The sequence below is a fragment of the Haloarcula hispanica ATCC 33960 genome (genome assembly GCF_000223905.1).
Classification (GTDB): domain Archaea; phylum Halobacteriota; class Halobacteria; order Halobacteriales; family Haloarculaceae; genus Haloarcula; species Haloarcula hispanica.
Genome location: NC_015948.1, coordinates 2,532,396 through 2,557,765, shown reverse-complemented (window position 1 = coordinate 2,557,765; position 25,370 = coordinate 2,532,396). Strand labels below are relative to the sequence as shown.

General features: G+C 64.5%; 27 protein-coding genes. 19 read left to right on the top strand and 8 right to left on the bottom strand.

Annotation, left to right across the window (positions count from 1 at the left end; translation table 11 throughout):
- Window positions 1-108: 108 nt before the first annotated feature.
- The 8 genes from HAH_RS12835 (at window position 109) to HAH_RS12800 (ending at window position 6,755) form a co-directional block, all read left to right on the top strand.
- Window positions 109-2,082, top strand: coding sequence for an aconitate hydratase (locus HAH_RS12835; RefSeq protein WP_014041311.1), 1,974 nt, complete (start codon window positions 109-111; stop codon window positions 2,080-2,082).
- A 644-nt stretch (window positions 2,083-2,726) separates the two neighbouring features.
- Complete coding sequence (rimI, locus tag HAH_RS12830) at window positions 2,727-3,224, top strand: ribosomal protein S18-alanine N-acetyltransferase (RefSeq protein WP_014041310.1); 498 nt, start codon at window positions 2,727-2,729, stop codon at window positions 3,222-3,224.
- A gap of 132 nt (window positions 3,225-3,356) precedes the next feature.
- A complete protein-coding gene (locus tag HAH_RS12825; RefSeq protein WP_044952035.1) occupies window positions 3,357-3,812 on the top strand; it encodes a DUF5810 domain-containing protein in 456 nt (151 codons plus the stop codon).
- A 23-nt stretch (window positions 3,813-3,835) separates the two neighbouring features.
- The gene (locus HAH_RS12820; protein ID WP_014041308.1) at window positions 3,836-4,249 is read left to right on the top strand and encodes a DUF5809 family protein; all 414 of its coding nucleotides are present in this window, start codon (window positions 3,836-3,838) and stop codon (window positions 4,247-4,249) included.
- The gene (locus HAH_RS12815; protein WP_014041307.1) at window positions 4,249-4,662 is read left to right on the top strand and encodes a hypothetical protein; all 414 of its coding nucleotides are present in this window, start codon (window positions 4,249-4,251) and stop codon (window positions 4,660-4,662) included. The genes HAH_RS12820 and HAH_RS12815 overlap by 1 nt, the downstream gene beginning before the upstream one ends.
- Complete coding sequence (locus tag HAH_RS12810; protein WP_014041306.1) at window positions 4,659-5,201, top strand: NUDIX hydrolase; 543 nt, start codon at window positions 4,659-4,661, stop codon at window positions 5,199-5,201. Before HAH_RS12815 ends, HAH_RS12810 begins: the two co-directional genes overlap by 4 nt.
- Window positions 5,202-5,239: 38 nt before the next feature.
- Window positions 5,240-5,626: a rhodanese-like domain-containing protein gene (locus tag HAH_RS12805; RefSeq protein ID WP_014041305.1), complete on the top strand. Its 387-nt coding sequence runs from the start codon at window positions 5,240-5,242 to the stop codon at window positions 5,624-5,626.
- A gap of 343 nt (window positions 5,627-5,969) precedes the next feature.
- The gene (locus HAH_RS12800; RefSeq protein WP_014041304.1) at window positions 5,970-6,755 is read left to right on the top strand and encodes a DUF7260 family protein; all 786 of its coding nucleotides are present in this window, start codon (window positions 5,970-5,972) and stop codon (window positions 6,753-6,755) included.
- 42 nt (window positions 6,756-6,797) lie between these two features.
- Here the strand turns inward: HAH_RS12800 and HAH_RS12795 are convergent, their stop codons facing one another.
- Window positions 6,798-7,802: a phosphate uptake regulator PhoU gene (locus HAH_RS12795; protein ID WP_014041303.1), complete on the bottom strand. Its 1,005-nt coding sequence runs from the start codon at window positions 7,800-7,802 to the stop codon at window positions 6,798-6,800.
- A 330-nt stretch (window positions 7,803-8,132) separates the two neighbouring features.
- Here HAH_RS12795 and HAH_RS12790 point away from each other — a divergent pair, with 330 nt between their 5' ends.
- Genes HAH_RS12790 through thiE form a run of 7 tightly spaced genes read left to right on the top strand, consistent with a single transcriptional unit; the run spans window position 8,133 to window position 16,473 of the window.
- Window positions 8,133-9,284, top strand: a complete 1,152-nt coding sequence (locus HAH_RS12790) for a substrate-binding domain-containing protein (RefSeq protein WP_014041302.1) — start codon at window positions 8,133-8,135, stop codon at window positions 9,282-9,284.
- Between the two features lie 59 nt (window positions 9,285-9,343).
- A complete protein-coding gene (gene pstC / locus HAH_RS12785; RefSeq protein ID WP_014041301.1) occupies window positions 9,344-10,465 on the top strand; it encodes a phosphate ABC transporter permease subunit PstC in 1,122 nt (373 codons plus the stop codon).
- The gene (gene pstA / locus HAH_RS12780; protein ID WP_014041300.1) at window positions 10,462-13,116 is read left to right on the top strand and encodes a phosphate ABC transporter permease PstA; all 2,655 of its coding nucleotides are present in this window, start codon (window positions 10,462-10,464) and stop codon (window positions 13,114-13,116) included. The genes pstC and pstA overlap by 4 nt, the downstream gene beginning before the upstream one ends.
- The gene (gene pstB, locus HAH_RS12775) at window positions 13,109-14,050 is read left to right on the top strand and encodes a phosphate ABC transporter ATP-binding protein PstB (RefSeq protein ID WP_014041299.1); all 942 of its coding nucleotides are present in this window, start codon (window positions 13,109-13,111) and stop codon (window positions 14,048-14,050) included. The genes pstA and pstB overlap by 8 nt, the downstream gene beginning before the upstream one ends.
- Before the next feature lie 3 nt (window positions 14,051-14,053).
- Window positions 14,054-14,731 carry a phosphate signaling complex protein PhoU gene (gene phoU / locus HAH_RS12770; protein ID WP_014041298.1) on the top strand — a complete coding sequence of 226 codons (678 nt, stop codon included), beginning with the start codon at window positions 14,054-14,056 and terminating at the stop codon, window positions 14,729-14,731.
- 2 nt (window positions 14,732-14,733) lie between these two features.
- The gene (locus HAH_RS12765; protein ID WP_014041297.1) at window positions 14,734-15,795 is read left to right on the top strand and encodes a phosphate uptake regulator PhoU; all 1,062 of its coding nucleotides are present in this window, start codon (window positions 14,734-14,736) and stop codon (window positions 15,793-15,795) included.
- A 42-nt stretch (window positions 15,796-15,837) separates the two neighbouring features.
- A complete protein-coding gene (thiE, locus tag HAH_RS12760; protein ID WP_014041296.1) occupies window positions 15,838-16,473 on the top strand; it encodes a thiamine phosphate synthase in 636 nt (211 codons plus the stop codon).
- An 84-nt stretch (window positions 16,474-16,557) separates the two neighbouring features.
- On the opposite strand, the gene HAH_RS12755 is transcribed toward thiE, so the two are convergent.
- Both HAH_RS12755 and HAH_RS12750 read right to left on the bottom strand, forming a co-directional pair.
- Window positions 16,558-16,854 (bottom strand): hypothetical protein, encoded by a 297-nt coding sequence (locus tag HAH_RS12755; RefSeq protein WP_044952033.1) that lies wholly within the window; start codon window positions 16,852-16,854, stop codon window positions 16,558-16,560.
- Window positions 16,855-16,960: 106 nt separating this feature from the next.
- Window positions 16,961-17,215, bottom strand: a complete 255-nt coding sequence (locus tag HAH_RS12750) for a glutaredoxin family protein (protein WP_014041294.1) — start codon at window positions 17,213-17,215, stop codon at window positions 16,961-16,963.
- An 85-nt stretch (window positions 17,216-17,300) separates the two neighbouring features.
- On the opposite strand from HAH_RS12750, the gene HAH_RS12745 reads away from it, so the two are divergent.
- The 3 genes from HAH_RS12745 (at window position 17,301) to HAH_RS12735 (ending at window position 20,227) form a co-directional block, all read left to right on the top strand.
- A complete protein-coding gene (locus HAH_RS12745; protein WP_023843413.1) occupies window positions 17,301-18,242 on the top strand; it encodes an oxidoreductase in 942 nt (313 codons plus the stop codon).
- 83 nt (window positions 18,243-18,325) lie between these two features.
- Complete coding sequence (locus HAH_RS12740) at window positions 18,326-19,402, top strand: hemolysin family protein (RefSeq protein WP_014041292.1); 1,077 nt, start codon at window positions 18,326-18,328, stop codon at window positions 19,400-19,402.
- Between the two features lie 39 nt (window positions 19,403-19,441).
- Complete coding sequence (locus HAH_RS12735; RefSeq protein ID WP_014041291.1) at window positions 19,442-20,227, top strand: hypothetical protein; 786 nt, start codon at window positions 19,442-19,444, stop codon at window positions 20,225-20,227.
- Between the two features lie 5 nt (window positions 20,228-20,232).
- On the opposite strand, the gene HAH_RS12730 is transcribed toward HAH_RS12735, so the two are convergent.
- Together HAH_RS12730 and HAH_RS12725 are read right to left on the bottom strand one after the other, a co-directional pair.
- Complete coding sequence (locus HAH_RS12730; protein ID WP_014041290.1) at window positions 20,233-20,535, bottom strand: cupin domain-containing protein; 303 nt, start codon at window positions 20,533-20,535, stop codon at window positions 20,233-20,235.
- A 57-nt stretch (window positions 20,536-20,592) separates the two neighbouring features.
- A complete protein-coding gene (locus tag HAH_RS12725) occupies window positions 20,593-21,825 on the bottom strand; it encodes a hypothetical protein (RefSeq protein WP_014041289.1) in 1,233 nt (410 codons plus the stop codon).
- 154 nt (window positions 21,826-21,979) lie between these two features.
- On the opposite strand from HAH_RS12725, the gene HAH_RS12720 reads away from it, so the two are divergent.
- Window positions 21,980-22,159, top strand: a complete 180-nt coding sequence (locus tag HAH_RS12720) for a ribbon-helix-helix protein, CopG family (protein WP_014041288.1) — start codon at window positions 21,980-21,982, stop codon at window positions 22,157-22,159.
- Between the two features lie 28 nt (window positions 22,160-22,187).
- Here HAH_RS12720 and HAH_RS12715 read toward each other — a convergent pair whose 3' ends face one another.
- From HAH_RS12715 to HAH_RS12705, 3 genes are all read right to left on the bottom strand, one after another.
- Window positions 22,188-23,423: an MBL fold metallo-hydrolase gene (locus HAH_RS12715; protein WP_014041287.1), complete on the bottom strand. Its 1,236-nt coding sequence runs from the start codon at window positions 23,421-23,423 to the stop codon at window positions 22,188-22,190.
- Window positions 23,424-23,842: 419 nt separating this feature from the next.
- Window positions 23,843-24,148: a hypothetical protein gene (locus tag HAH_RS12710; RefSeq protein ID WP_008307932.1), complete on the bottom strand. Its 306-nt coding sequence runs from the start codon at window positions 24,146-24,148 to the stop codon at window positions 23,843-23,845.
- Between the two features lie 294 nt (window positions 24,149-24,442).
- Complete coding sequence (locus HAH_RS12705) at window positions 24,443-25,303, bottom strand: sulfurtransferase (protein WP_014041285.1); 861 nt, start codon at window positions 25,301-25,303, stop codon at window positions 24,443-24,445.
- Window positions 25,304-25,370 lie beyond the last annotated feature (67 nt).

Here is a 25,370-nt window from a genome sequence, read left to right as displayed (position 1 = left end):
TCCGGTCGGTTGACTCGCTTCTGAGCGACGGACGGAGCGGGTTTTTATATGAAAAATACGACGGAATACGCGGGATTTATACCGCCGCGCCATCCATTGACGCACGTTATGGGACAGACGCTTACGGAAAAAATTCTCGACGACCATCTCGTCGAAGGGGAGCTAACACCCGGAGAAGAGATCGGTATCGAGATCGATCAGGTGCTGACACAGGACACGACCGGGACGCTCGTCTGGCTGCAGTTCGAAGCGCTGGGCCTCGAAGAGGTCCAGACGGAACTGGCCGCCCAGTACTGTGACCACCAGACCTACCAGTTCGACTTCAAGAACACCGACGACCACCGCTTCCTCCGCTCTGCGGCAGGCACGTTCGGGGCCCACTTCTCGCGCCCCGGCAACGGTATCTGCCACAACGTCCACAAGGAGAACTTCGCCGCACCCGGCAAGACGATGCTCGGGTCCGACTCCCACACGCCGACCCCCGGCGGTCTCGGCGAACTCGCCATCGGATCCGGTGGGCTCGACGTCGCCGTCGCGATGGGTGGCGGCGCGTACTACATCGAGATGCCGGAAGTCGTCAACGTCCGCCTCGAAGGCGAGCTGCCCGAATGGGCCACCGCCAAGGACGTCATCTTGGAGCTGCTCCGCCGACTGTCGGTCAAGGGCGGCGTCGGCAAGGTGCTCGAATACACCGGCCCCGGCGTCGAGACGCTGACCGTCCCCGAGCGGACCACCATCACCAACATGGGGACCGAACTCGGTGCGACGTCCTCGATCTTCCCGACGGACGACCAGACCAAGGACTACCTCGAACGCCTCGGCCGTGAGGACGTCTTCGAGGACATCGGCCCCGACGAGGACGCCGAGTACGCCGACGAGATCGTCGTCGACCTCTCGGACCTCGAACCGCTCATCGCCGAGCCGTCCATGCCCGACAACGTCGTGCCCGTCTCCGAGGTCGAGGGCGTCGACGTCGAGCAGGTCATGATCGGCTCCTGTACGAACGGCGCTTACGAGGACATCCTCCCGGCCGCGAAGATGCTGGAAGGGCGCAACATCGACAAGAAGACCGAGATGATCGTCGCCCCCGGCTCCAAGCAGGCCTCCGAGATGCTGGCCCGCGAGGGCTGGACCGCGGAGATGATGGCCGCTGGCGTCAACTTCTCCGAGGCGACGTGTGGTGCCTGTATCGGCATCGGTCACGTCCCGGCCTCCGACTCCGTCTCCCTGCGGACCTTCAACCGCAACTTCGAGGGTCGCTCCGGTATCGAGGACGACAACGTCTACCTCTGCTCGCCGGAGGTCGCCACCGCGGCGGCCATCAAGGGCGAAATCGTCGACCCGCGGGACCTCGCCGACGAACTCGGCGACCTCGAGGCCCCCGGTCTGGAGATGCCCGACCAGTACATCGGCAACTCCGAATCAGATCTCATCGCGCCCGACCAAGCCGTCGACGACGAACTCATCAAGGGCCCGAACATCGGCGACGTGCCGCTGAAGGACCCGCTGGAGACCGAAGTCGGCGGTGAAGCCCTCCTCAAGATGGAGGACAACATCACGACGGATCACATCATCCCGGCCACGCAGGACATCCTGATGTACCGGTCGAACGTCCCGAAGCTCTCCGAGTTCACGCTCTCGCGCGTCGACGACACGTTCGCGGAGCGCGCACTCGAAGCCGACGGCGGCGTGCTCGTCGCCGGCGAGAACTACGGCCAGGGCTCCTCGCGCGAACACGCGGCCCTGTGCCCGATGTACCTGGGTATCGAGACCGTCCTCGCACAGAGCTTCGCCCGCATCCACAAGGCGAACCTGTTCAACTTCGGTATCGTCCCGCTCACCATCGACGAGGAGACCTACGAGAAGATCGAGGAAGGCGACGACATCGAGGTCGTCGACGACGCTGCCGAAGCCGTCCGCTCCGGTCAGGAGGAGTTCACCATCCGCGTGAACGACGACTGGGAAGCGACCGGCCAGCTCGATGCCTCCGAGCGCGAACGCGAGATCCTCGCCGCCGGTGGCAAGCTCTCGCACACGAAACAGCAGCACGACGAAGGCGGCGCTGCACCTGCAGACGACTAGAGAGACTCCGAACATAGTGAGGAGTCTCTTACGGGTCGAACGGCGCGTCGCGCCGTGAGACACGCGAGGTTTCGCAGAAACCTCGTATTGGGAGCGGGACCGCAGGTCCCGCGAGCAGAGCGATTCCGAGCGTAGCGCGGTCGCCTTGCGACCGCGGTTTTTTGTGAGCGGTGAAGCCGGAACAGCGAAGACGCTCGGTTTGTGCGAACGGCGCGACGCGCCGTGAGACAGTGGGTTGCTCCCCGACCGCGGCTTTTCCGGCAGTGAAATCGGGCCTAGTGCCACGTCTGTCCTAGGTCAACGGCGATATACGAAGTCTGCCTCGCGACAGTGCCAGACCCATCGTGCCCTTCTGTGACTGCTGTCGCTTCCCCGGCGTGTGCAGTCGACTCTGACAGAACCTACATCTAGTACAACTCGGCAGCGATGGAAAAGTTCGGAAAGAGGGGTGGGGGTGGGGGTGGTGGCACCCAAAACGGGTGCAACTACACGTAGACTCGTCAGACTAAAGAACCTTCCGGCGTTCTAACTCTGTCTCGGCCCTATCGATGCATGAACTATCAGCACCTATCGACAAACAGTCAGATACCAGGGTATCTTCGGTCGGCGGTAACACATATGTAGGGCCACACCGAAGTACACATGTGACAACGGTCGCTCCTGACGGGCCGGAGACGCCGGATACGCCAGCGGTTCGGCGCGCCGTCCGCGCGGATCTCATCGAGATCCACCGTATCGAGCAGGCGTCATTTCCACAGCCATGGCCGTTTTCTGCACTGGAGAGCTATCTCGGCGAAGCGGGGTTTCTCGTCGCCGAAACCGGCAACGACGACGGCGACCCGCCCGCTGTCGCAGGCTATGTCATCGCGGATACGGTGCCGAACCACGGTACCCCGCTTGGTCATGTCAAAGACATCGCGGTTCGGCCGGCGTACCGGCGACAGGGCGTTGCGAGCGCACTGTTGCGGCGTGCGATGGAGGTCATCGGCGAGACGGGTGCCGGTTCAATAAAACTGGAGGTTCGAGCCGACAACGAGGGAGCGCGACGGCTCTACCGGCGCTTCGGGTTCGAACACCGGAAGACTATCCCGAACTACTACAGCAACGGCGAGGACGCGCTCGTGATGGTCCGTCTGCTGTAGGCGTTCTGTCTTACTCCGCTGTTGTGTCTCCTCAGTGCAGTCCCGGCGAAGAGCGGGAACGCCGGTCTGAAACGACGACCGCTCCGAGACCCCGACTACATATACGGCTCCGAATCCACGGTTCGGACACCGATGGGATACGCCTGTCCAGTGTGTGACGACCCGCAGGCCGACGACGTGCATCTGGCGAACCACCTCGCGTTCACGGCGATGACCGGCGGCGACGACCACGAGGCGTGGCTCGACGAGCGCGTCCCTGACTGGGGCCAACTCGGCGAAGACGAACTGTCCACCGAGGTCGTCGAGTACGCCGAGGAGACCGAGTTCCCGCAGGTATTCGAGGACACCGTCGACCGCAGCGGCGACGGGCACAGCCACGACCACGATCACGGCCACGGTGACCTCCCCCAGGGCGCGGACCGCCACCGGGGGTCGAACGCGCTGAGCGACCACGACAGCGAAGTGCTGGCCGAGGCCCGGGATCTGACGCGGGAGATGTTGCGCGACAGCGACGACGGCGGTACGGCGGACGACGGTTCGGACGCCGATGCTGCGGATGCGACCGCGTCCGGAGACGAAACCGAATAGTCCCGCCGGCGGCAAGGGGACGTATGGAAACTGCAGGGCAGTTCGCGCCGGCATCGGCAGCCGAGGCCCGCGAGCGCTACGAAGCGTTCGGGCCGACGGCGCAGGTCGTCGTCAAGGAAGTCGCGAAGGCGATGGGCCTCGACGCGGAGGCCTACGAAGAACGTGTCACCAGCGAGGTCGTCGAGACCGCCCGCGACGTGCTGTTCGCGGAATCGCTCGCTGTCCAGGTCGGTTCGATGACGGAGTTCGAGGAGTGGCGCGCGGACACCGATTGCGAGGTGACGCTGGTCGGCGCGGAGAACGTCGACAACGTCGTCTGGCACGCCGCACCGTTCACAGAGCAGGCCGTCGCGGCGACGTTTCAGGACGAACGCCGGGCCGCCGTCGGGACGCTCCGTCGCCAGGCTTTCGGCCGCATCTACCGCGAGGTCGTCTGATGCGCCCGGTCACGCGGAACACCCTGCTCGGCATCATCGCCGTCGTCATCCTGCTACTGGCGCTGGGTGCGCTGCCGGGCCTCCTCAAGAGCGGGGACCCCTACTACACTGTCGCCACGCCGACCGACGGTGAGTACAGCGTCGACAACGGCACGGCGCTCAACTGGAGTACCCAATCCGAGCGGCGGTTCCCGTACACGAGCGCGGCGCTTTCCGACGCCTCCCCGTCGGCCGCCGGGCAGTCCGAACCGTACTGGCGCGGGCCGCTCGGATTCAAGGGCGCGTTCACTCACTCGCCCTTTGACGAACGCGACGCACTCAGCCAGCAGTACGACGGGGCCGTGACCGACGACGGCGTCGTCGTCAGGCACAACGGCACGTTTTACCACATCGCGGTCCGACAAGACGTATGACCCGCGAACCGGCCCACGAGTGGCCAATCGTTGAGAGCGAACGCGAGTACGAGACCGGCTGGTACACCGGCGGTTACGACCGGGTTCGCCAGCCCGACGGCTCCGAGAAGGACTACTACTGGGCCGAACTGCCGGATGCGGCCGTCGTGGTTGCCACGACTGGTGACGAACTCGTCATGGTCGACCAGTACCGCCCGACCATCCGCGAGCAGTGCCTCGAACTCCCGGCTGGCATCGTCGAGGACGACGAGTCCTACACGGCCGCCGGTGCGCGCGAACTCCGCGAGGAGACCGGCTTCGAGGCCGCCGGCGTTTCACTTATCGAAGAGTTCTCGTGTTCGACCGGCGTGCTCCGCCATCGCCGTGGCATCGTCTTCGCCGAGGGGCTCGAACCCGTCGACCGGGACCTCGACGACAACGAGTTCCTCTCGGTGACGACTGTGCCCATCGACGAAGCGTTGCAGGTCGCCCGGCGCGAACCGGCTAACGACGCGACCATCGAAGGTATCCTGCTGGCACAGGCCGATGGCTTGCTGTAGCCGGTGAAGGTTTAGGTATCGCCCGCTAGCGGCTGGATATGGACGGCGAAATCGACACCGACGAGCTGCGGTCGAAACTCGACGAGGAGGCGGTCCGGGTAGTCGATATCCGCTCGCCCGGCGCGTTCGAGCGGGGCCATATTCCCGGAAGCGAGAACGTCCCGTTCCCGTCGCTCGTCGACGAGGTCGAACGGTTCGAAGGCGACGACGAAGTCGTGACAGTGTGTCCGAAAGGAAAGTCAAGCGTGCAGGCCGCCCGACTCATCGCATCGTACGAAGGGTTCGATGGCGACGTGGTAAGCTTCGAACCCGGGCTGAACGGTTGGGACGGACCGCTGGAGCGCGAGAACGCTGGCGGAGAGACAATGTCGGACAGTGCGACTGCCGACGGAGACACCGACGAAGGTCCTGCTGCACCGTTTTAGCCGCTGTTTGGAGTCGAAATGGTGGCTCAGGAAAAGTCCATCGTCACAAGGGGCTCAGCGGGGGTAACATCTCGTCATCGCCACCGTTGAGCCGTACTTGCCCGTGTGGCAAAAGTGCATCCGTTGACGACGACGCGAACGGACGATCTGACAGCATGGGTGCCCGGTATGATCTCCTCGCGTCCTGCTATTCCCGAAACCACTGGAACAAGAGTGGTCGCGCGGCCTGCTGAGCCTGTCCCGAACTACCCGTTGGCCGTTCAGCGGTAGCGGTACTGTCGACTATATAGCGAACATATAAAATACCTATACGACGACAGCTGACGGTTCGGTCGAGTACTCCGTGTCTGACACTGAGACGAGCCAGCCACAGATCGAGCAGGCGCTCGCCGTCGTTCAGCGGGAGATCGACTGTATCGAGGCTGAACTGTCGGCCTTCAGGCGCTTTCGGACCAGACTCGTGTCCATCGAACCGACGGGACAATCCGCAGGCACCGTCGACACCTCAGCCGGGGGGATGTCGGTGCTCAGTGCCCGGCAGCTGAAACCCGATACGAGTCTGCGTGCCGTCCGGGAAGCTTACCGAGAGACAGTCATGGCTGTACCGCACTTCGAGGCCGAGTACGACGATTCGCTGGAGGCGAATATGTCGATGGAGTTCGGGCCGGAACTCGGCACGCAGATCGCGACAGGAACACGCCTGCCCCCGCAATTGTACGAGGCGCTGCTGACCGCGAGCGAGGGGGCACGCGACGAACGCGAGACGTTGCTCCCGGCGCTCGAACGCGAACGGGAGTCGTTACAGTCGGTGCGGGCGACGCTCGACGACTGTGAACGCCGCGGGGCCGCACTCGGTGCGAACGCACGGCGAACGACCGACCCAGCCCGACTCGACACTATCGATGACCAGCTCGCCGAAATCGAAGCCGACTGCGAGACGGCGGCAGCGGCCCGCCAGCGACAGCTACACAGCCGGTCGGCCGCTGCTATCTCGGGCATCGACGGGACCAGTCTCGTCCGGTATCTCTACGGCGACTGTTCGGCGACGTGTCCGGCGCTCGCCGACATCCTCGCGTGCCTCGATACGATCAGGCGGCACCGCCGTCACTGTCTGGTTTCGACACGCTGAGATCACAGAACGGCTGTCCGTCGTTCCCTGTAATGACGACCCTCAGGACTGCGGTCGTGGTGCGGCCTTCTGGAGCGCGCTCTCGGCGATGTTGCCGCCGTAGTCGGCGGTCCGGGACAGGGAGTCGACGATGAGGCCCAGTACCTGTGCGCTCTGTGGGTCGAACTCGCGGATCTGCCCGTCGACTTCGCGAGCGGTTCCGTCGACGTCGGGGATCTGGCTCCGGGCCTCGTTTGCCAGTTCGACGGCCTCGTCGGAGTCCTCGGTCAACAGTGCGTCCATCGCGGTCTCGGGGACGGCGATAGCCTCGGCTTCCAGCTGATCGAGCAGTTCTGCGGTTTCCCCAGTTATTTCCCCGATTTCCTGGGAGAGGCTGGCGATCTTGGTTGCGTGGTCGGCGATACGCTCCAGTTGACGGGCGCTTGACTGGAAATCGAACACGGTCTCGCGTGGGAACCCGATCTCGTCAGCTGTCGTTGGGTTTCGGAGGACGGTGCGAAACACGCGCGAAACCATGTACCAGAGGCGGTCCACGTCGTCGTCGCGTTGCATCACGTCCGCCGCGAGGTCGTCGTCGTCCTCGATGAGCGCCTCGACAGCGTCGGAGAGCATCGTCAGCGAGACCAGCCGCATTCGTGTGATCGCGTTGTGGACCGACAGCTCCGAGGAGTCCAGCAGGTCCTGCAGGACAACCCGGTCAGTCGTCTCTTCGATCATCTCTAAACCGACCAGTCCCTGGGTCGCATCGCGGATGATCCGACGCTGTTCGGCCGTTATCCGCGTTGCTTCGAGCTGGATGATGTCGAAGCCGCTGACGTACATCGTCATCACCGCCCGCGTGAGTTCGTGCCTGTTTTCGAGTCCCTCCACGTCAAGCGTGCCCTCCACGCGGCCGTTGTCCCGCTGTGGAGCGAGCAACAGCAGGTCCCGTTCGGCGTGGAATTCGACGACGCTGCCCGCGCTCACGTCGTTTTCTGTCGCCCACTCTTTGGGGAGGGAGACGGTGTATGTCGACCCGCCTGTCACCTGGACCTTGCGTGTCTCCATGTGGCTGGCACTCGTTCACGGGATGATATAAATCCACTCATATCTATATACTATATCCAAGCTCTAATATTTGGGGACATATTCTCCGGATGACCGTCGCTCCGGCGACGATATTCGCCGGTAACGGTGATTCAAACGGCTGAAAAAGCTATATTCACCGCTCGTTCATATACGGTGTATTCGGGATGCTGAAGGCACAATGGCGACGTGATTGCTGATATATGCCCGCCTATTTGCGGGTGTTTAACATACTATGTCTATATAGTAATAACCCAATAGATATAGCTATCTTAGCAGGTTACTTATTACCTGTCTCACTGGACTCTGGTGATGGCGCACGATCCAGACGGGCTGTCAGAGTTCGTATCGCGGCGGAAATTCATCGCAACGACGGGTGCGACCAGCATTGCTGCAATCGCCGGCTGTTCCAGCGGCAGCGGCGACTCCGAGTCGGACGGGGGCGCCGGCGAGAGTGCGGACACCGAAGCGGTGTCGACGGAGATGGAAGCGACCGAAAGCACCGACGAGGGTGGTAGCTCCGGCGGTACCAGTGCACTCGAATCCGGCGGCTCCTCGACGGTGTACCCCATCGCGAACACGGCGGCCTCTTACTGGAACGCCAACCGGCCAGCCAGCGACACCGAGTACTGGCCCCACGGCGAGTACGACATCGACACGGACCAGAATCTCGCCGACTACTGGGCGGGGCTCTACGGGTTCGAGGCCGGCGGTGAGGACGGCCCGCCGTTCCAGTTCACGGTCGGTCTTTCCCACTCCGGGACCGGCGTCGAGAAGGTCATGAACGGCCAGAACGACATCGGCAACTCTTCCGGGAACGTCGAGGACGAACTCCCCGACCGTGACTCCTACGAACAGTTCGTCGACCACGTCGTCGGCGTGGACGGCCAGCCGCTGGTCGTCTCCCAGGAGATCGCCGACGCCGGTGTCGAACAGGTCACCGGTGATCAACTCAAGGGCCTCTACAAGGGCGAAATCACCAACTGGAGCGAACTCGGCGGCCCGGACCGCGAGATTCAGGTGCTCGGCCGCGTCAAGGGCTCCGGGACGCGAACGTCGTTCGTCTCCAATGTCTTCGGCAACCCCGAAGAAGACACCTCTGTTGCTAACCGCTACGGCCAGAACCAGCGCCTCGCACAGGCCATCGCACAGGCCGACAACGCTATCAGCTACCTCGCGCTGGCGTTCATCGACACCGACGGGCTGGCCCCCATCGCGCTGGAATGGGAAGGGACGACCTACAGCTACCAGGACGACCAGAACGGCCTGGACTCGAAGGCCTACCCCCTCTCGCGCGACCTCCACATGTACACATGGGAAGGCACCTCGAAGAAAGAGGCCGCGGTCATCAACATGATCCTATCTGACTTCGGTCAGGACACCTTCGTCGCGCCGAACAACTACTTCAAGCTCGGCTCGCGCCGCCGCGAGGAAGAGCGCGCCAAGCTCCCCGATCAGGTGTAATCGACCGCGGTTCGAGTCGATCTGACGATTATCGGCCGTGTCGGTCGATTTTCCATACTATGACAGAGGACATACCTACGACGGAGGGCGAGGCGGTGTCGAACGGGGACAGAGCTGACGGGTCGACGCTCGCCGTCGTCACGATAGCGACGACGCTGGTGGCGACGATTCTCGTCTTCCTGTTTCGGCCCGCTCTTGCGTTGCCCATGCTACTGGCGTTCGTGTTCGTCACGGCGGTCGGCTGGGTCACCTATCAGGCCGAGGTTGCACGCCTGCTCACGCTGGTCGCGACGATCCTCACCGTGCTGACCGTCGCGTTCATCACGTTCTTCCTGTTCGCGAGCGCGCTGCCGGCGTTTCTCGAACACGGGACCGGACTGCTACTGATTCCGGAGCAGGGCGGGGAGGCCCGCTGGTTCTTCTGGCTCGAAACCGTCCTGCCGTCGGATTCGACGTTCTGGAACCCGCTCAGCGGGGCTTACTCGCTGATACCGATGATCTGGGCGACGGTGGTCGTCACCGTCATCGCAGGCGCGGTGGCGGGGCCGCTCGGCCTGTTCGGCGCGCTGTTTATCGCCGAGGTCGCCAGCGACCGCCTGCGGGAGATAATCAAGCCTGGCGTCGAGATCCTGGCCGGCATCCCCTCCATTGTCTACGGGTTCATCGGCTTCCAGGTGCTGAACGGCTTCATCCAGACGAACTTCCTCGACGACGGGGCGAGCTTCCTCATCGCTGGCATCGTCGTGGGCGTGATGGCGCTGCCGACGGTCGTCTCCGTCGGCGAGGACGCCCTCTCTAGCGTCCCACAGTCGATGGGCGACGGCTCCGTCGCCATGGGCGCGACCGAGTGGCAGACGATGAAGAGCATCTCTATCCCGGCGGCGTTCTCGGGCATCTCCGCGGCCGTCATCCTCGGCCTGGGCCGGGCCATCGGCGAGACGATGGCCGTCGCCGCGATCATGGCTTCGGGGACACAGTTCGCCGACCCACTGTTCGACATCTTCGACGCGAACGCGACGCTGACCAGCCTGATCGCGACCCAGTACGGGAGCGCCTCCGAGAGCACCGTCGACGTGCTGTTCGTCGCCGGCGTCATGCTGTTCGTCATCGTCGCCGGGATGAGCATCGTCTCGCAGTACATTGAGCGACGTATGCAGCGGAAACTGAAGGGGCAACAATGAGTGACGCCTACGCGACTACGGACCGACTCGTCAGTGCGGATTCGAACAGCTACGACCGGGGGCTCGATACGGCAATCGCGCTGAGCGTCGTCGGCTTCACGCTTGGACTCATCACGCTGGTGAATCTGGTCCCGCCCGGTGCCAGTGGCAGTGCCCTCACCACGGCGCTCGGGACGCTACTTGCTGTCGTCGTCGGCGCGGTCGGGATCACCGGCCTCGCCTCCTACACCAACGTCGTCCCGGTCACCTCACAGCGAGTGCGCGGCATCGGGCTGGGCCTCGTCGTTTCGACGCTTGCGCTGACCGCGCTTGCCGCGGTCCTTCCCGTGACGATGGCGACGCTGCTTGGAACCGTGTTGCTGGCCGAAGCGCTGGCGATCACTGCCGCCGGTGTCTCCTCCCGGCTCGAACTCGTGGACACGGAACCGAACATGAGCGCCGGGCTGCTCTCCGGCGGCGCGCTCGGCGCGGTCGGCCTTGCTATGGGGGCTGCCATCGGCGGTGCGCTCACCAGTGCCGGCTCACTTCTGTGGCTCGTCGGGGCTGTCGTCGCCGGCGTCGGGCTGTTCCTGCTGGCAATTCTCCCTCGCGAGGACCTCGGTTCGACGCTCCCGACAGCCATCGTGGTCGGCGCGCTCGGGCTGACAATCGTAACCGGCACCATCGGCGTCGGCTGGCAGTGGAACCCGCAGACCCTCTCCGGTGGCTTCACCGGCGGCGCGGTCATCCCCGTGTTCCTTCTGGTCGGGACGCTCCTGTCGGCCTGGTCGGCCGCCAAGTGCCGGGCCGGATTCGGCGCTCGGGGCCGGGAGTACGGGGCCTTCCTCGTAATCAACCTCAACGCCTTCCTGATGGTGGCTGTGATGGCGACAATCGTCGTGTTCGTGACGTTCAAAGGCGTCGGCTATGCCTTCCACGGGCTCTCGGTCGGTGCGCTGACCGCGCTGGTCCTCCTGACGCCAGCCCTTCTCGCCGCGGTCCAGTTCGCTCGCACACCTGCGGGCACGAATGACTGGAACAGCGGCGCTCGACAGCTATTCCGGCTCCTTCCGCTGGCAGCGGTCGGCGCGCTCGCCGCGGTGCTCGTGAGCGTGCTCGTCACCGGGTCCCCGCTGCGCTATTCCTACGCCTATATCGTCCAGGTCAACCGACAGGGACAGCCGCTCGATACGGCACTCGCGGTGACCCCCGACACGACGGTCGGGCCGCTACTGCTGCTCGCACCAGCGGTGCTGCTCGCAGTCACCTTCTTCCGGTCGTTCGGCTCGCTCCGAAACGTCGGGACGCAGTCCGAACGTGCCGGTTCGATTCGACAAGCCGTCCCGACTGCGATCCTCGCGCTCGTCGTACTCATCGGCTTCTTCCTGGTTCTCGGTCCCGCCCCGTTCGGTCTCCCCCTCGGCGGCACGCTCGGCCTCGCAGCCGTCGTCGCCGGTGCGGTCGCAGCGGGCGGTCTCGCGGTCTACCCGCTCGTCGGCGTGCTCACGACCGACGGGCCGACATTGGCGGACAGCGCACAGCGCGAGGCCCCGCTGTTCACGCTGGGGGTGTTCGGCGGACTCGGGCTGTTGGTGACCGCGCTGTTGCTCCAGCCCGTCGCCGGCGTTAATCCGCAGCTCGGCCCGGTGAACCTCGTGCCGGCGGTCGCGTTTGCGGCCGCTATCGCATCGCTCGCACTGGCGACGCTCACGACTGTCGCAAAGCGGTCCAGCGACGAGACGATCACCCGCCGGTTGCTCACTGAGGAGACGCGACTCGGCCTCATCGGCGCGGCCGGCTTTACCGCCCTAGTGGGTCTCCACGTCGCCGCTACCGGCGTCTCGTTCACCGTGCTCGGCGTCGCTGTCTCGAACGAGGGGAGCCTCTCGTGGCCGATGGTGATGCAGGCCTACATCCCGCTTGGGGCCGAACCTGGCGGGATCATGCCCGCAATCGTCGGCACGGTGTGGCTGGTCGTCGGGGCGACGCTGTTCGCCGTCCCGCTGGGAGTCGGTGCGGCGGTGTTCCTCACCGAGTACGCCGAGCAGGGCGAGTTCACTGCGGTCGTCGAAATCGCGACGAACGCGCTCTGGAGCACGCCGAGTATCGTCTTCGGTCTGTTCGGGGCGGCGTTCCTGATTCCGCGGCTGGGTGGCGACGAGTCGCTGCTGGCCGGAATGCTGGTGCTTGGTTTCATGCTCTTGCCGCTGGTGCTCATCACCTCGCGGGAATCGATCAAGGCCGTTCCCGACGAGTACCGGGACGCCAGCGCGGCCCTGGGTGTGACCCAGTGGGAGACGATCAAGAGCGTCGTCTTGCCGGCGGCGATGCCGGGCGTCATCACCGGTGTCATCCTCGGCGTCGGCCGTATCGCCGGTGAGACCGCCCCGCTCATTCTCGTCCTCGGATCGACGCTGAACGCGACAGAAAGCGTCGACGTCATCGACGGCTTCCGATTCGTCTCGGGGCCGCCGTTCATCGCTAACGACGCCTTGCTGACGGCCTCGGCGTCATTGCCGACACAGGTGTGGGCCGTCATCGCGGCCGGGGTGTCGGGGTCGCCGCAGATGGGGTGGGCGACGGCGTTCATCCTGCTGATGGTCGTCCTGACGTTCTATGCGGTCGGTATCACGGCGCGGACGTACTTCCGGAGGAAACTCAACTATGAGTGATAGCATCAACACGGAGCCGAGCACGGACACGCAAACGAACGGCGAGCAGACGGTCACAGCCACCTCGCCGAGCACCGAAACGACGGCCGGTGAGAGCGAGGAGCAGGTCCGCGAGGAGTGGCGGCAGTACGAGTTTGACGGCGATACGAAGCTCTCGGTCGAGAACCTCGACGTCTGGTACGGCGACGACCACGCGCTGAAAGACGTCTCGATGGAGATCCCGGAAAACAGCGTCACGGCACTCATCGGCCCGTCAGGCTGTGGCAAGTCGACGTATCTACGATGTCTGAACCGCATGAACGACCGCATCAAGGCCGCCCGCATTGATGGTTCGGTCGAACTGGAGGGCACCGAAATCTACGACCCCAACGCCAACCTCGTCGAACTCCGCAAACGTATCGGGATGGTGTTCCAGTCGCCGAACCCGTTCCCGAAATCCATCCGGGAGAACATCTCCTACGGCCCGCGCAAGCACGGCGAGATCAACAAGGGCCTGCTCGCGCGCCTGTTCGGGCGTGACGACACCGAAAAGGAGGGTGAACTCGTCGAACGCTCGCTGAAGCAGGCCGCCCTGTGGGACGAGGTCAGTGACCGCCTCGACGACAACGCCCTCGGCCTCTCGGGCGGCCAGCAACAGCGGCTCTGTATCGCCCGCTGTCTGGCCGTCGACCCCGAGGTCATCCTGATGGACGAGCCGGCGTCGGCGCTCGACCCAATCGCCACGTCGAAAATCGAGGACCTCGTCGAGGAGCTGTCGAAGGACTACACGGTCGTCATCGTCACCCACAACATGCAGCAGGCGGCCCGCATCTCCGACCAGACCGCCGTGTTCCTCACCGGCGGCGAACTCGTGGAGTACGACGACACGGACAAGATCTTCGAGAACCCCGAGAGCCAGCGCGTCGAGGACTACATCACCGGCAAGTTCGGGTGACCTATGTCACGAGAGTCGTACCAGCAAGCACTGGACGAACTCCGGGAGAACGTCGTCGAGATGGGAGACCTCGTCGTTGAGCGACTCGAAGCCGCACTCACTGCGCTTCGGTCCGTCGACGAGGACCTGGCACAGTCGGTCATCGATGGCGACGACGAAATAAACGACCTGTATCTGGCACTCGAAGCCGACTGTATCGACCTCTTCGCCCTCCAGCAGCCGGTCGCGACCGACCTCCGCTTTGTCGCCGCCTCGTTCAAGATAATCACTGACCTCGAACGCGTCGCGGACCTCGCCACGAACCTCGCAGCGTACGCACAATCTGCCGACCGTCGACTCGCTCCCGAGGTCGACGTCGACACGATCGGCCGCGAAGCCACTGAGATGGTTGAGCGCAGTATCGATGCCTATCGGCGTGAAGACGTCGAGGAATGCCGCGCTATCGCGGCTGACGACGACGCCCTCGATGCGCTCTGTCAGCGGGCCAGTGAGACCGTCGCACGGGACCTCATCGAACGGGAGGCAGACAGTGACGACGGCTGGGCGGTCGAACAACTCCTTGACGACGTCTCTCGGCTCTTGTTGACCGTGCGGGACCTCGAACGCGTGGGCGACCACGCTGTCAACATCGCCGCACGCACGCTGTATATGGTCGAAACCGACTCGGAACTCATCTACTAAGCATGGAAACACGAAAGATACAGACCGTCGGTGGCGGCACGTACACCGTTTCACTGCCGAAAGAGTGGGCCGAATCGGAGAACTGCACGGCCGGGACGACGGTGAACCTCCACACACACATCGACGGCCTGCTGGTGATTCAGACCCCCGAGTCCCAGACGACGGCGCGGAACCGCGTCGAACTCGAAGCCGGGACCGACGACCCGGCCGAGATAGAACAGTTACTCCGGGCAGCCTACGCCGCCGGCGTCGAATCAGTCGTCCTCGAAGTCCCTGATGGCTACACCGACGAACAACTCCGGGCCATCGAACGTGTCACTCGGAACCTGACCGGCGTGACCGTCGCCGAGGAAACCGAGACACAAGTCACGGCCCAGACGTTGCTCGACGCCGGCGAGGTGTCGGTCAGGCAGTCGGTCCGCCAGCTCCAGTTCGTCGCCCTGTCGATGCACCGGGATGCGATGGCCGCGCTCACGACCGGGACGACCAGCGACCGATGGGCCGACCGAGACGAGCAGGCCGACCGGCTGCACGCCATGATCGACCGCTACTTCGAGCGGGGACTGGCACGGCTCGACGAAATCGACGCGCTCGGGCTGACCCGCCCCGAACTGTTCAGCCTCTGGGCGACCGCCAACGAACTCGAACGCGTGGCCGACCACGCCGAGCGAATCGGGACCGTCGCCGACCAGCTCGACGGCCAGCCAGGGCGGACCATCGTCACAGCCCTCGAAGGTATCGCTCAGGAGGTCCGAACCGTCGTCGAAGACGCTGTCCGCGTCATCATCGGTGACGCCTGCGTCGCTACCGCTCGACAGACGCTGGCCACGCGCCGGGCCGTCCGCCAGCGGATAACCGACCTCGACCGACAGCTGTTCGAATCTGGCGACGCCGACTACCGGCTCACGCGCGCCCTCGATAGTCTCTCCAGAACGGCTGAACACGGCGGCAACATCGCCGAGTTCGGCCTCCGAATGGCCGTCCGCGACGGGGCGCTCACGGCTGACAACGCCGGCACTGACGAGGCAAACGCACCGAGTTCGACAGCCGAAACGGAGTCCTGACGAACGCACAGCACACAAGACCCGTCGGTCCGGAGACCCGCTATGGTCGACTGGGACGTGTACCTCGTCACGCAGGCGTCGCTCTCGGCGGGCCGGACAACCGCCGACATCGTCGCGGACGCGATTGACGGCGGCGTCGGCGTCGTCCAGCTCCGCGAGAAGGACCGAACCGCGCGCGAACGCTACGAACTCGGTCGGGAACTGCGAGCGCTGACCCGCGAGGCCGGCGTCACGTTCGTCGTTAACGACCGCGTGGACATCGCACAGGCCCTCGACGCCGACGGGGTCCACCTCGGCGACGACGACCTTCCGGTTCCCGTTGCACGGGAACTTCTGGGTGAGGACGCGCTCATCGGCCGCTCCGTTTCGACTGTCGCAGACGCCGAAGCGGCCGCGGCCGCCGGCGCGGACTACCTCGGCGTCGGCGCGGTGTTTGCCACCGGATCGAAAGACGACATCGACGACGACGAGTACGCCATCGGCACCGACCGCGTCGCCGCCATCGCCGACGCAGTGGACATTCCCTTCGTCGGTATCGGCGGAATCACGACCGAGAACGCCACCGAGGTCGTCGAAGCCGGGGCCGATGGTGTGGCTGTTATCACCGAAATTACGCAGGCCGACGACCCGGCGGCGGCCGCTGAAGCGCTGAAACACGCGGTCGAACGCGGTCAGTAGCACCGGCGTCCGTCGGCGACTGTGCGCACACTCCTGAAGTGGCCCAGCGAAAGGGGAGGATACACTCCCGACACAGTACAGCGGTCAGCCAACGATGAACTCGGGTGCAACGATGGACGCAACGACGAGACTGAGGAACACGAGAATCGCGACGGAGCGGAGGATACCGGCCGCTTGGTGTCGGCTCTTCGGAAGCGCTTCCGCAGTGCCGGCTAATCCGGTCCCGATTACCATGGCGAGCAACCAAGCAGCCGGGGTTCCTTCGACGACCCAGCCGTAGAGATACAGGCCGGCGAAGATGAGTGCACCGGCAGCGTGGACGAGTGTAATGGGGCGTCCGGACGGCTCAGTAAAGATTCTCTCGCTGATACTGGAGGGCATCGCCGACGTATTCTCCTCGAGAAACAATAAACAGCACTGGTACTTGCCCAATAGCGCCGACCCGGTCCCGACAGCGAACGGCTCTGGTGGGTCCGATGCCCTGCGGTTACGCCGACTGCTGCAGTTTCTCGCGCAACTCTCCCTCGACGACGTGGTACTTGAATGCCGGCGACCCGTCGACGAAGACGTATGGAACGCGCTCGCCGTACTCGTCGCGGAGGTCGGGGTCCTCGTCGACGTCGATGAGGTCCAGTTCGATGGCGACCCCCTCGTCCTCGGCGACCCGCTCGATTGTCTCGATGGCCTCTTCACAGAGATGACAGTCCTCCCGCGTGTAGACGGTGACCGGCACGTCGCTCATTACTGGAAACACGGGGGCGACGGCATAAGACTCTCACTCTCTTGCCGGCGATGGGTTTCAGTGTCTCGCGCCCGTATCTGCGTCAATGACAGGCTGGACTATCGAAGATATGCCCCCGCTGAGGGACCGAACTGTGGTCGTGACTGGTGCGAACAGCGGACTGGGACTCGAAGGCTCGAAGGCGTTCGCTCGCAGGGGTGCAACGGTGGTGATGGCCTGCCGGAGCGTCGAACGCGGTGAATCGGCCGCCACGGAAATTCGCGAAGCCGTTCCGAACGCGACGCTCGACGTCCGGGAGTGTGACCTGGCCGACCTGTCGAACGTCGCGGCGTTCGCCGACGGCCTCCGGGACGACTACGACGCCGTCGACATTCTCTGTAACAACGCCGGTGTCATGGCGATTCCCCGGAGCGAGACGGCCGATGGCTTCGAGACGCAGTTCGGCGTCAACCACCTGGGCCATTTCGCCCTGACCGGACACCTGCTCGACCTGCTCCGGGCCGCCGACGGCGAATCCCGGATTGTCACGCAGTCGAGTGGCGCCCACGAGATGGGCGAAATCGACTTCGACGACCTCCAGCGCGAGCGCTCCTACGGGAAGTGGTCAGCCTACGGCCAGAGCAAGCTCGCAAACCTCCTCTTCGCCTACGAACTCCAGCGTCGTCTGGGCAACCACGGCTGGGACGACGTGATAAGCGTCGCCTGCCACCCCGGCTACGCCGACACCGACCTCCAGTTCCGCGGGCCGCGGGAGATGGGGTCGACGCTGCGAACCGCGGCCATGGGCGTCGCCAACGCCGTTTTCGCGCAATCTGCCGAACAGGGCGCGCTCCCGATGCTGTACGCCGCCACCGCCGACGACGTCATCGGCGGCGAGTACGTCGGTCCCGGCGGGCTGTTCGATATGCGCGGCGCGCCAGAATTCCAGCAGTCGAACGAGACCTCGCGTGACGAGGAGACCGCCGAGCGGCTCTGGGCGGTCTCGACCGACCTCACTGGCGTCAAGTACGACTTCGAACGCCCCTGAGAACGGCCGACAGTGCTGCCGCGGCGTGAGTGGAGACTACAATCCCCACTTTTTCACCGCCGGAACGTGAACCCCGCCGGCACATGCAACCAGTCGAAGTCGCGGTCAGGCTGCTTGCAGGAATCGCCCTGATTCTCGCCAACGGCTTTTTCGTCGCCATCGAGTTCGCACTGACGCGGGCCAGACAGTACGACGAGTCCGAGTTCGACGAACCCGGCCTCCGGCGTGCCTGGGAGATGACCGACGACCTGGAGATCTATCTGACGAGCTGTCAGGTCGGCATTACCGCCTCCAGTATCGCCGTCGGTATCATCGCCGAACCGGCGCTCGCGGCCATCTTCGAGCCGTACTTCGAGACATCGGCACTGGCCGGGGTCGGCATCGGCGGCGCTATCGCGTTCCTCCTCATCAACCTCGTCCACCTGACCCACGGCGAGCAGACGCCGACGTATCTCGGCGTCGAGCGCGCGAAGTTCGTCTGCCGGTACGGTGCGACCCCGCTGTACTACTTCGCCAAGCTAATCTCGCCGATTATTTCGGTCGGTGACGGGGTCGCCAAGTGGACGCTGGGACTGTTCGGCGTCGAGATGTCCGGCGCGTGGCTCGAAGCCGAGGTCGAGAGCATCGAGTCCCGCGCCGAACTACGCAACGAACTCGGCTCCGTCCTCGACCGCGGCGACGTACCCGACGAGCGGCGCGAGGAGGTTCTCTCCGCGTTCCGCGTCGGCGACCGCGAAGTCAGCGAGGTGATGGTTCCGCGGGGGGATATCGTTGCGCTGTCGCCCACCGACGACGACGCGACCAACGCCGAGCGGATCGCCGAGACGCCCCACACCCGCTACCCGCTCGTCGGCGAGACGCTCGAAGACTTCCTCGGCATCGTCTACATCCCCGCGCTCGTCGACGAGCGCGAGGAGCAGGACGGGTCGGGCGGTCTGCTGGACGGCATCGACCTCGAAGCCGTCGCCTCACCGCCGATGACGATGTCGCCGGAAACAACCGTCAGCGACGCTATCGACCAGTTCCAGGCCGAGCGTCAGGAACTCGCATTCGTCCTTGAGGACGGCGAAGTCATCGGGCTGGTGACGGTCACGGACCTGCTCGAAGAGGTCGTCGGCGACATTCAGGACCCGATGGACGCGGAGGCCGGCGTCGCCTGACGCTGAAAGCATTTACCGGTCGCCCAGAAATCGGCGACTGTGCCCTCCCGCAGGACCGTTCTTGGAACCATCGCCTGTACGCTCGTGACCGGCTGTTCCGGACTCGGCGACGACTCCTCGACGGAAGAAGCCACGGCGACAGCGACGCCAACCCCGGTAGTGTTGTCACCGATCGACGCCGCAGCAGTGCCCGAAACGGCGACTGTCGGTGTCTTTTCCGAGACGACCGATGCACTCAAAACAGCCATCCGTGACCCCTCGGCAGACGTGACAGCCCACGAGTGGGCGCATGTGTTTCACGAGTTCGGCTGTTTCGCGTTCGACGGCGAGACGTACGCAGTCGCGGAGCGAACGACCGGATTCGGCGGCTACATCAACAAATACAGCGTGAGCGAAGTCGACGACCCCGGAAACGAGTCGACGGTACGGGTCGACGACCTCCCCGACAGCGACCGACGCGCTGTCATCGACGCGATAGACTCGGGCGAGCATCGCTACGACTCCGACGTGGGCGGCTTCGACCCGAACAGCTCGGTGTACGTCCACAACGGCTCGTACTACGTGTTCTCGCTTGCAGTCCACGGCGACAAGCCGGCCGAAGTCACGTATGCAGTCGAGGCGACGGATAGTGCCCGGTGTGTGACACTCGAACCGCTGTCGCTCGCCGACGCGCAGGCTGAGGCGCTCGACACGGCTCTCCGGCCGGATGAGGCGGCGACTATCACTGGTGAGGCAGCCCGCGCGCTTATCGCATCGGACGTGCCCTTCGTCCTTCGGGACGGCACCTGCTACGAACTGTCTCCGGTCGACGACACCGAGTCCTGAGACGGCTATCGCGGCGGCGTGTAGAAGTTGACCGTCTCCAGTGGCTCGTCCCCGTCGTTTTCGAGACCGTGGCGTTCGCCGGCCTCGATGCGGACGAGGTCGCTGGCGTCGACCCGGTGGGCGTCGTCGTCGATGGTGACGACGCCGGTACCGCTGACCACGAACAGCCACTGGTCGCTGTGCTCGTGATAGTTTTCCGGGCCGCCGACGGACCGACCCGGCTCGACAGTCATCTCCGCGGCCTGTGCCTCGTCGGTCTCCATTGCGACCTCGAAGTAGCGGTCGAAATCGAGATGTGCCTGCTCCATACGTTTCGGTCCGTCTGCACCGTAGAGCCGCTTTCGGGAACAGAGGACGTCAGGGACTCAATCACCGCTTGTGAGCCGCCCGACCCGCCCGGTGAGTCGGGCCGCGAGACCCTCGAAGTGGGCGGTGCTCCAGCCCGCGACGACGAGTGCGCCGACCGTATTGAACACGAGGTCGTTCACGATGTCGCTCGTCCCGTACTGGGCGAGGACCGCCTCGCCGCCGATAATCGACGCGATGCCGCCGCTGGCAAATTCCAGGATCTCCCAGCCGACGCCCACTGCGAGGACGAACAGAACGACGAAGGTCGCGCGGAACTTCCTGTTGAAAGCAACCGCCCCGGAGTGGCGTTCGACTGCTCGTGCGACCGCGTATCCCACGCCGGCCACGAGCGATGCCGAGACGGCGTGGGCCAGACTGTCGTACCAGCCAAACGCTCCGTACAGTTCGAACGCGCCGGCCGCGTGCAGCGTCGACGCCACTGTGATCCACAGGACGAGGCCGGTGTCCATCGCGTAGCCGTACTCCCGGCGGAACAGCGCCGGCAGGAACGTTATCGCCAGTGGGCCGCCGCTGTTGACGAACAGCGTCACGTTGCCACGAACGAGTGCGAATGCGGATATCAGACCGAGGAGCGCCTGTAGCGTCCGGACAGCGATGCGGTGGTGCGTGCCGTTTCCAGGAAGGGACGCTTCCGACTGGTCACCTTCCGGGGGATCCGGGTCCGAGACGCGCAGTCGAGCGATGCGTGCTGACCGCTCGAAGTACAGTTCGAACACGACGCCGGCGACGACACCGGCACCCGCCGCAGTGACGAGATCCCACATCAACTCTGTCTGTCCATCGAGAAACGTGGTTCCCAGTAGCGTGTCGGTCGCGTAGATACCGACCGCCCAGACGCCGGCAACGGCCATCGTCACGATGACGACGAACACCGTCGCGAACCGCGGCGTCATCGTCAGTGAGGTGCCCGCATCGAGCTCGACGGCCAGCAACAGCGCGACCCCGGCGACCACGAGGAACGGCGTGACCTGCGGGAAGCCGCCGAACGCCCGGACGAGTACCGGCACCGCGACCAGTCCGAGCAACTCCGCGGGCACCGTCGTTTCGAGGTCCCGCGTGGCGAACGGAACTGTGACCGCGATAGCCACGAGGAGTGCCGTGAGCACTGCCCAATCGAATTCGCCACCGGCCGCGAACCGTCCGACGCCACCCACGAGAATTCCCGTTACCGCCCACGCGCCGAGCGCGTCGAGCTGGTGGGGGCCGATGAGAGACTGTAGCGAGCCCATCACTGACTGTGGATACGACGCGAGTCGTAATCAAAGCATGGCGGTCTCCTGACACCCTTCTGGAACTCTCCGCCTTCGCGGCCGCTGTCACGCGACTGACCGACGGTTGTCTGACGAGGATATATTTCTCTGGCCGTCCAACTCCCCGTAATCAATGGACGAAGCGTTTCTGGACCTCGAATCGATTGAGGTCGAACTGGACGAGGAGTTGCTCGACGCGATTGACGACAAAGCGTTCGCCGACCACCGCGACAACCGGGACGCCGCAATCCGCGACCTGCTCGACGAGTGGCTGAAACAGCGAGCCACCGGAGACGCGGACGAGAATGACTGAGCGGGGCCGAGGTCGCCTGCGTAACCGCCTACTGGATATCGACGGTCGCGCCTAGCTCGGGCGCTGTCGCGTCATAGCCGTCCTGCCGGAGCGTGGCTGCGAAAGCCTCACAGCGGTCGCCGTGGTTCACGAGTACCGGCGTGTCACGGTAGCTGTCGAGGTACGCAAACAACCCGTCGCGGTCGGCGTGTGCCGAAAAGTCGTACTGCTCGACGCGCGCGCTGACCGGCATAATCCGACCGTCTATCTCGGCGCTCCCCGTCTCTAGCAGGTCTCGCCCCGGCGTCCCCTCGACCTGATACCCGGTCATGGTGATCTTGTTCATCGGATTCCCGCGGATTTCGGGGATGTACGTCATCGCCGGGCCGCCGGAGAGCATCCCGCTGGTGGTGACGATGGCCGCCTTCTGGTCGGTAATGCGCTTTCGCTGGCCGTCCTTCCCAGTGACGAACCGGGCGTGGGATTTCGCCCGCTGGAGCGCGTCCGCGTCGCGGACGAACTCGGGGTACTGCCCGAGCATCTCGGTCACCTGTTTGCCCATCCCGTCCACGTAACAGGGTATGTCGTGCGCTTCGCAGATGAGCAGCATCTCCTGGGTTCGGCCGATGGCGAAAGCAGGCACGACGACGGTCCCGCCTTCCCAGAGCGTCGTTTCGACGCTCTCGACGAACCGCTCCTCGACCGTCTCCCTGGGTTCGTGGTCGACATCGGCGTAGGTGCTCTCACAGATAATCGCGTCCGCGTCGGGGCGTGCCGTCGTCCCCGAGACGAGGCGCTGGTCGTCGGTGTGGAAATCACCCGTGTACAGCAGTCGGGTGTCGCCATCGTCGACGAGGACGTGTGCGCTCCCCGGGATGTGGCCGGCGTTGTAGAACGTGACTTCGTAGCCGGCGGCCTCGAACGACTCGCGGTAGCCGTGGGTCTCTGACACCTGTGTGACCCGTCTGACGTTGGTCTCGGTGAACGGACAGTTGACGGTCCCGCCGTGGAGTTTGAGCGTGTCCCGTGCGAGCGTCATCGCCAGTTCGTACGTCGGCGGCGTCCAGTGAATCGGCGGCCGCGCGTCGCCCGACACCAGCGCCGGGATGGTCCCGACGTGGTCGAGGTGGCCGTGCGAGACGACGACGGCGTCCGGCGACGGCGTCCGCACCGGAAACCGTGGCGGTGAGTCGGTCAACATTCCGAAATCCAGCAGCAGCGACTCGTCGATGAGGACGGCGCTCCGGCCGATCTCACCCGCCCCGCCGAGAAACTGCACATCCATTATACCGACGGAAGCGTCGCGCCCGTTTCCGTTCGTCGGTTCTGACCGAATCGTGCCATCAACCGCCGGGAAGGCGGAATATCTATGGACCGGAACACGACGATATCCGGGTTCTTAGGGACTATGAACTGTCAAGGGAGTCTTTCCGGTTGTGGTATTGTGTGAAGATAACACGTCGGCTGGGCAGTGTTATCACGCTAGCATAAACAATTATTATACTCGGGGCTCATTGTTCAGTTGTCATGGCGACACGCCAGCAACCCCCGACGACGTACCACACGTGCAGTTGCGGTGAGGAGTTCGACACGACGGAGGAACTCCTCGAACACGCACGAGAGGCACACGGGCTTAGCGTACACTGACTGGCGTCGTGCCGTTTTTTTCATCCACGCAGAAACACCGACACCGACAGCGACAGATCAGGACGTCTTGTCGATGTCCTGTCGCACGCTGAACCGCGCGTAGCCGCCGTGTGAGAGGTCAAGTGCACCCAGCCACCAGTTCCATCGCTCGGCGAGTTGATAGTCCTCGGGCGCGTCCGCGAGGTTGTCGACGACATCCCCCACCGTCAGCTCCGCCCCGAAGTCGGTCACGAACTGGTCCGATTCCGAGAGGTCCCGCGCCTGTCTGGCCACGACCGTGACGATATCGGGGTCGGCGTCGAAGGCGTCGCGGAGTTCCCGTTCGAGTTCCTTTCGGTCCACATTCGGGTGTACGACCCGCATCTGACTTGAATGTACGGTTGGGCACACCGCTGTATTTCGGCGTCGGGAGATAGCCGTTCGGAACGGCCGCCACCGTCTCGGCGACGCTACCGGCTCCGAACAACGCTACAAAAATTCGAAAGTCGGTCTCCGATTTTGCGCTGTCGCTTACTCAGCCTCGCCTTGCTTCACGGCTCCCGGTGGTCGCCGTTCCGCTACGAGGCCGATTCCTTCGCTACGCTCAGTCGTCGGCCTCGCCCTTCTCCGCGGCTCCCGTCGGTCGCCGCTTCGATTCGAGGCTTCGTACGCTGTCGCTTACTCAGCCTCGCCCTTCTCGATAGGCGCACCAACCAGATTGCCCCATTCGGTCCAGGAGCCGTCGTAGTTGATGGTGTCGTCGTAGCCCAGCAGTTCGTGCAGGGCGAACCAGGCGACGGAGGAGCGCTCACCGATGCGGCAGTAGGCGACCGTCGTGGAGTCGCCGTCGATGCCGTACTCGGCGTAGAGCTCTTCGAGCTCGTCGTAGTCCTTGAAGGTGCCGTCGTCGTTGGTGACGGCCGCCCAGGAGATGTTCTGGGCACCGGGTACGTGGCCGCCGCGCTGGGCGGTCTCCTGGAGTCCAGGGGGTGCGAGGATTTCGCCGGAGAACTCTTCGGGCGAGCGAACGTCGACGAGCGGCAGTTCACGCTCGATGGCGTTCTCGACGTCCTCTCGGTAGGCGCGGATGGACTCGCGCGGACCGGCGGCCTCGTAGTCGACTTCGGAGAACTCGGGCACTTCGTCGGTGAGTTCGTAGTCGTTCTCGACCCAGTACTCGCGACCGCCGTCGAGGAGCTTCACGTCGTCGTGACCGTAGTACTTGAACTGCCAGTATGTGTAGGCGGCGAACCAGTTGGAGTTGTCACCGTAGAGCACAACCGTCGAGTCCTCGCTGATGCCGTGGGCACCGAGCAGGTCCTCGAAGTCGTCCTTGTCGAGGATGTCCCGCGTGGTCTGGTCCTGGAGGTCCGTCTCCCAGTTGAAGCCGATTGCGCCGGGTGCGTGGCTCTCGTCGTACAGTTCCGTGTCGACGTCCACCTCTACCAGTCGGTGGGCGGGGTCGTCGCTCTGGAACTCGTCCAGATGCTCGCTGACCCAGTCGGCCGAGACGAGCACGTCGTTAGCGTAGTCAGTCATAGTGCGTCGAAGCGTAAGTCTACCAGACATATATTACCACGACTTTCGGCATGTTCGGCCACTCATC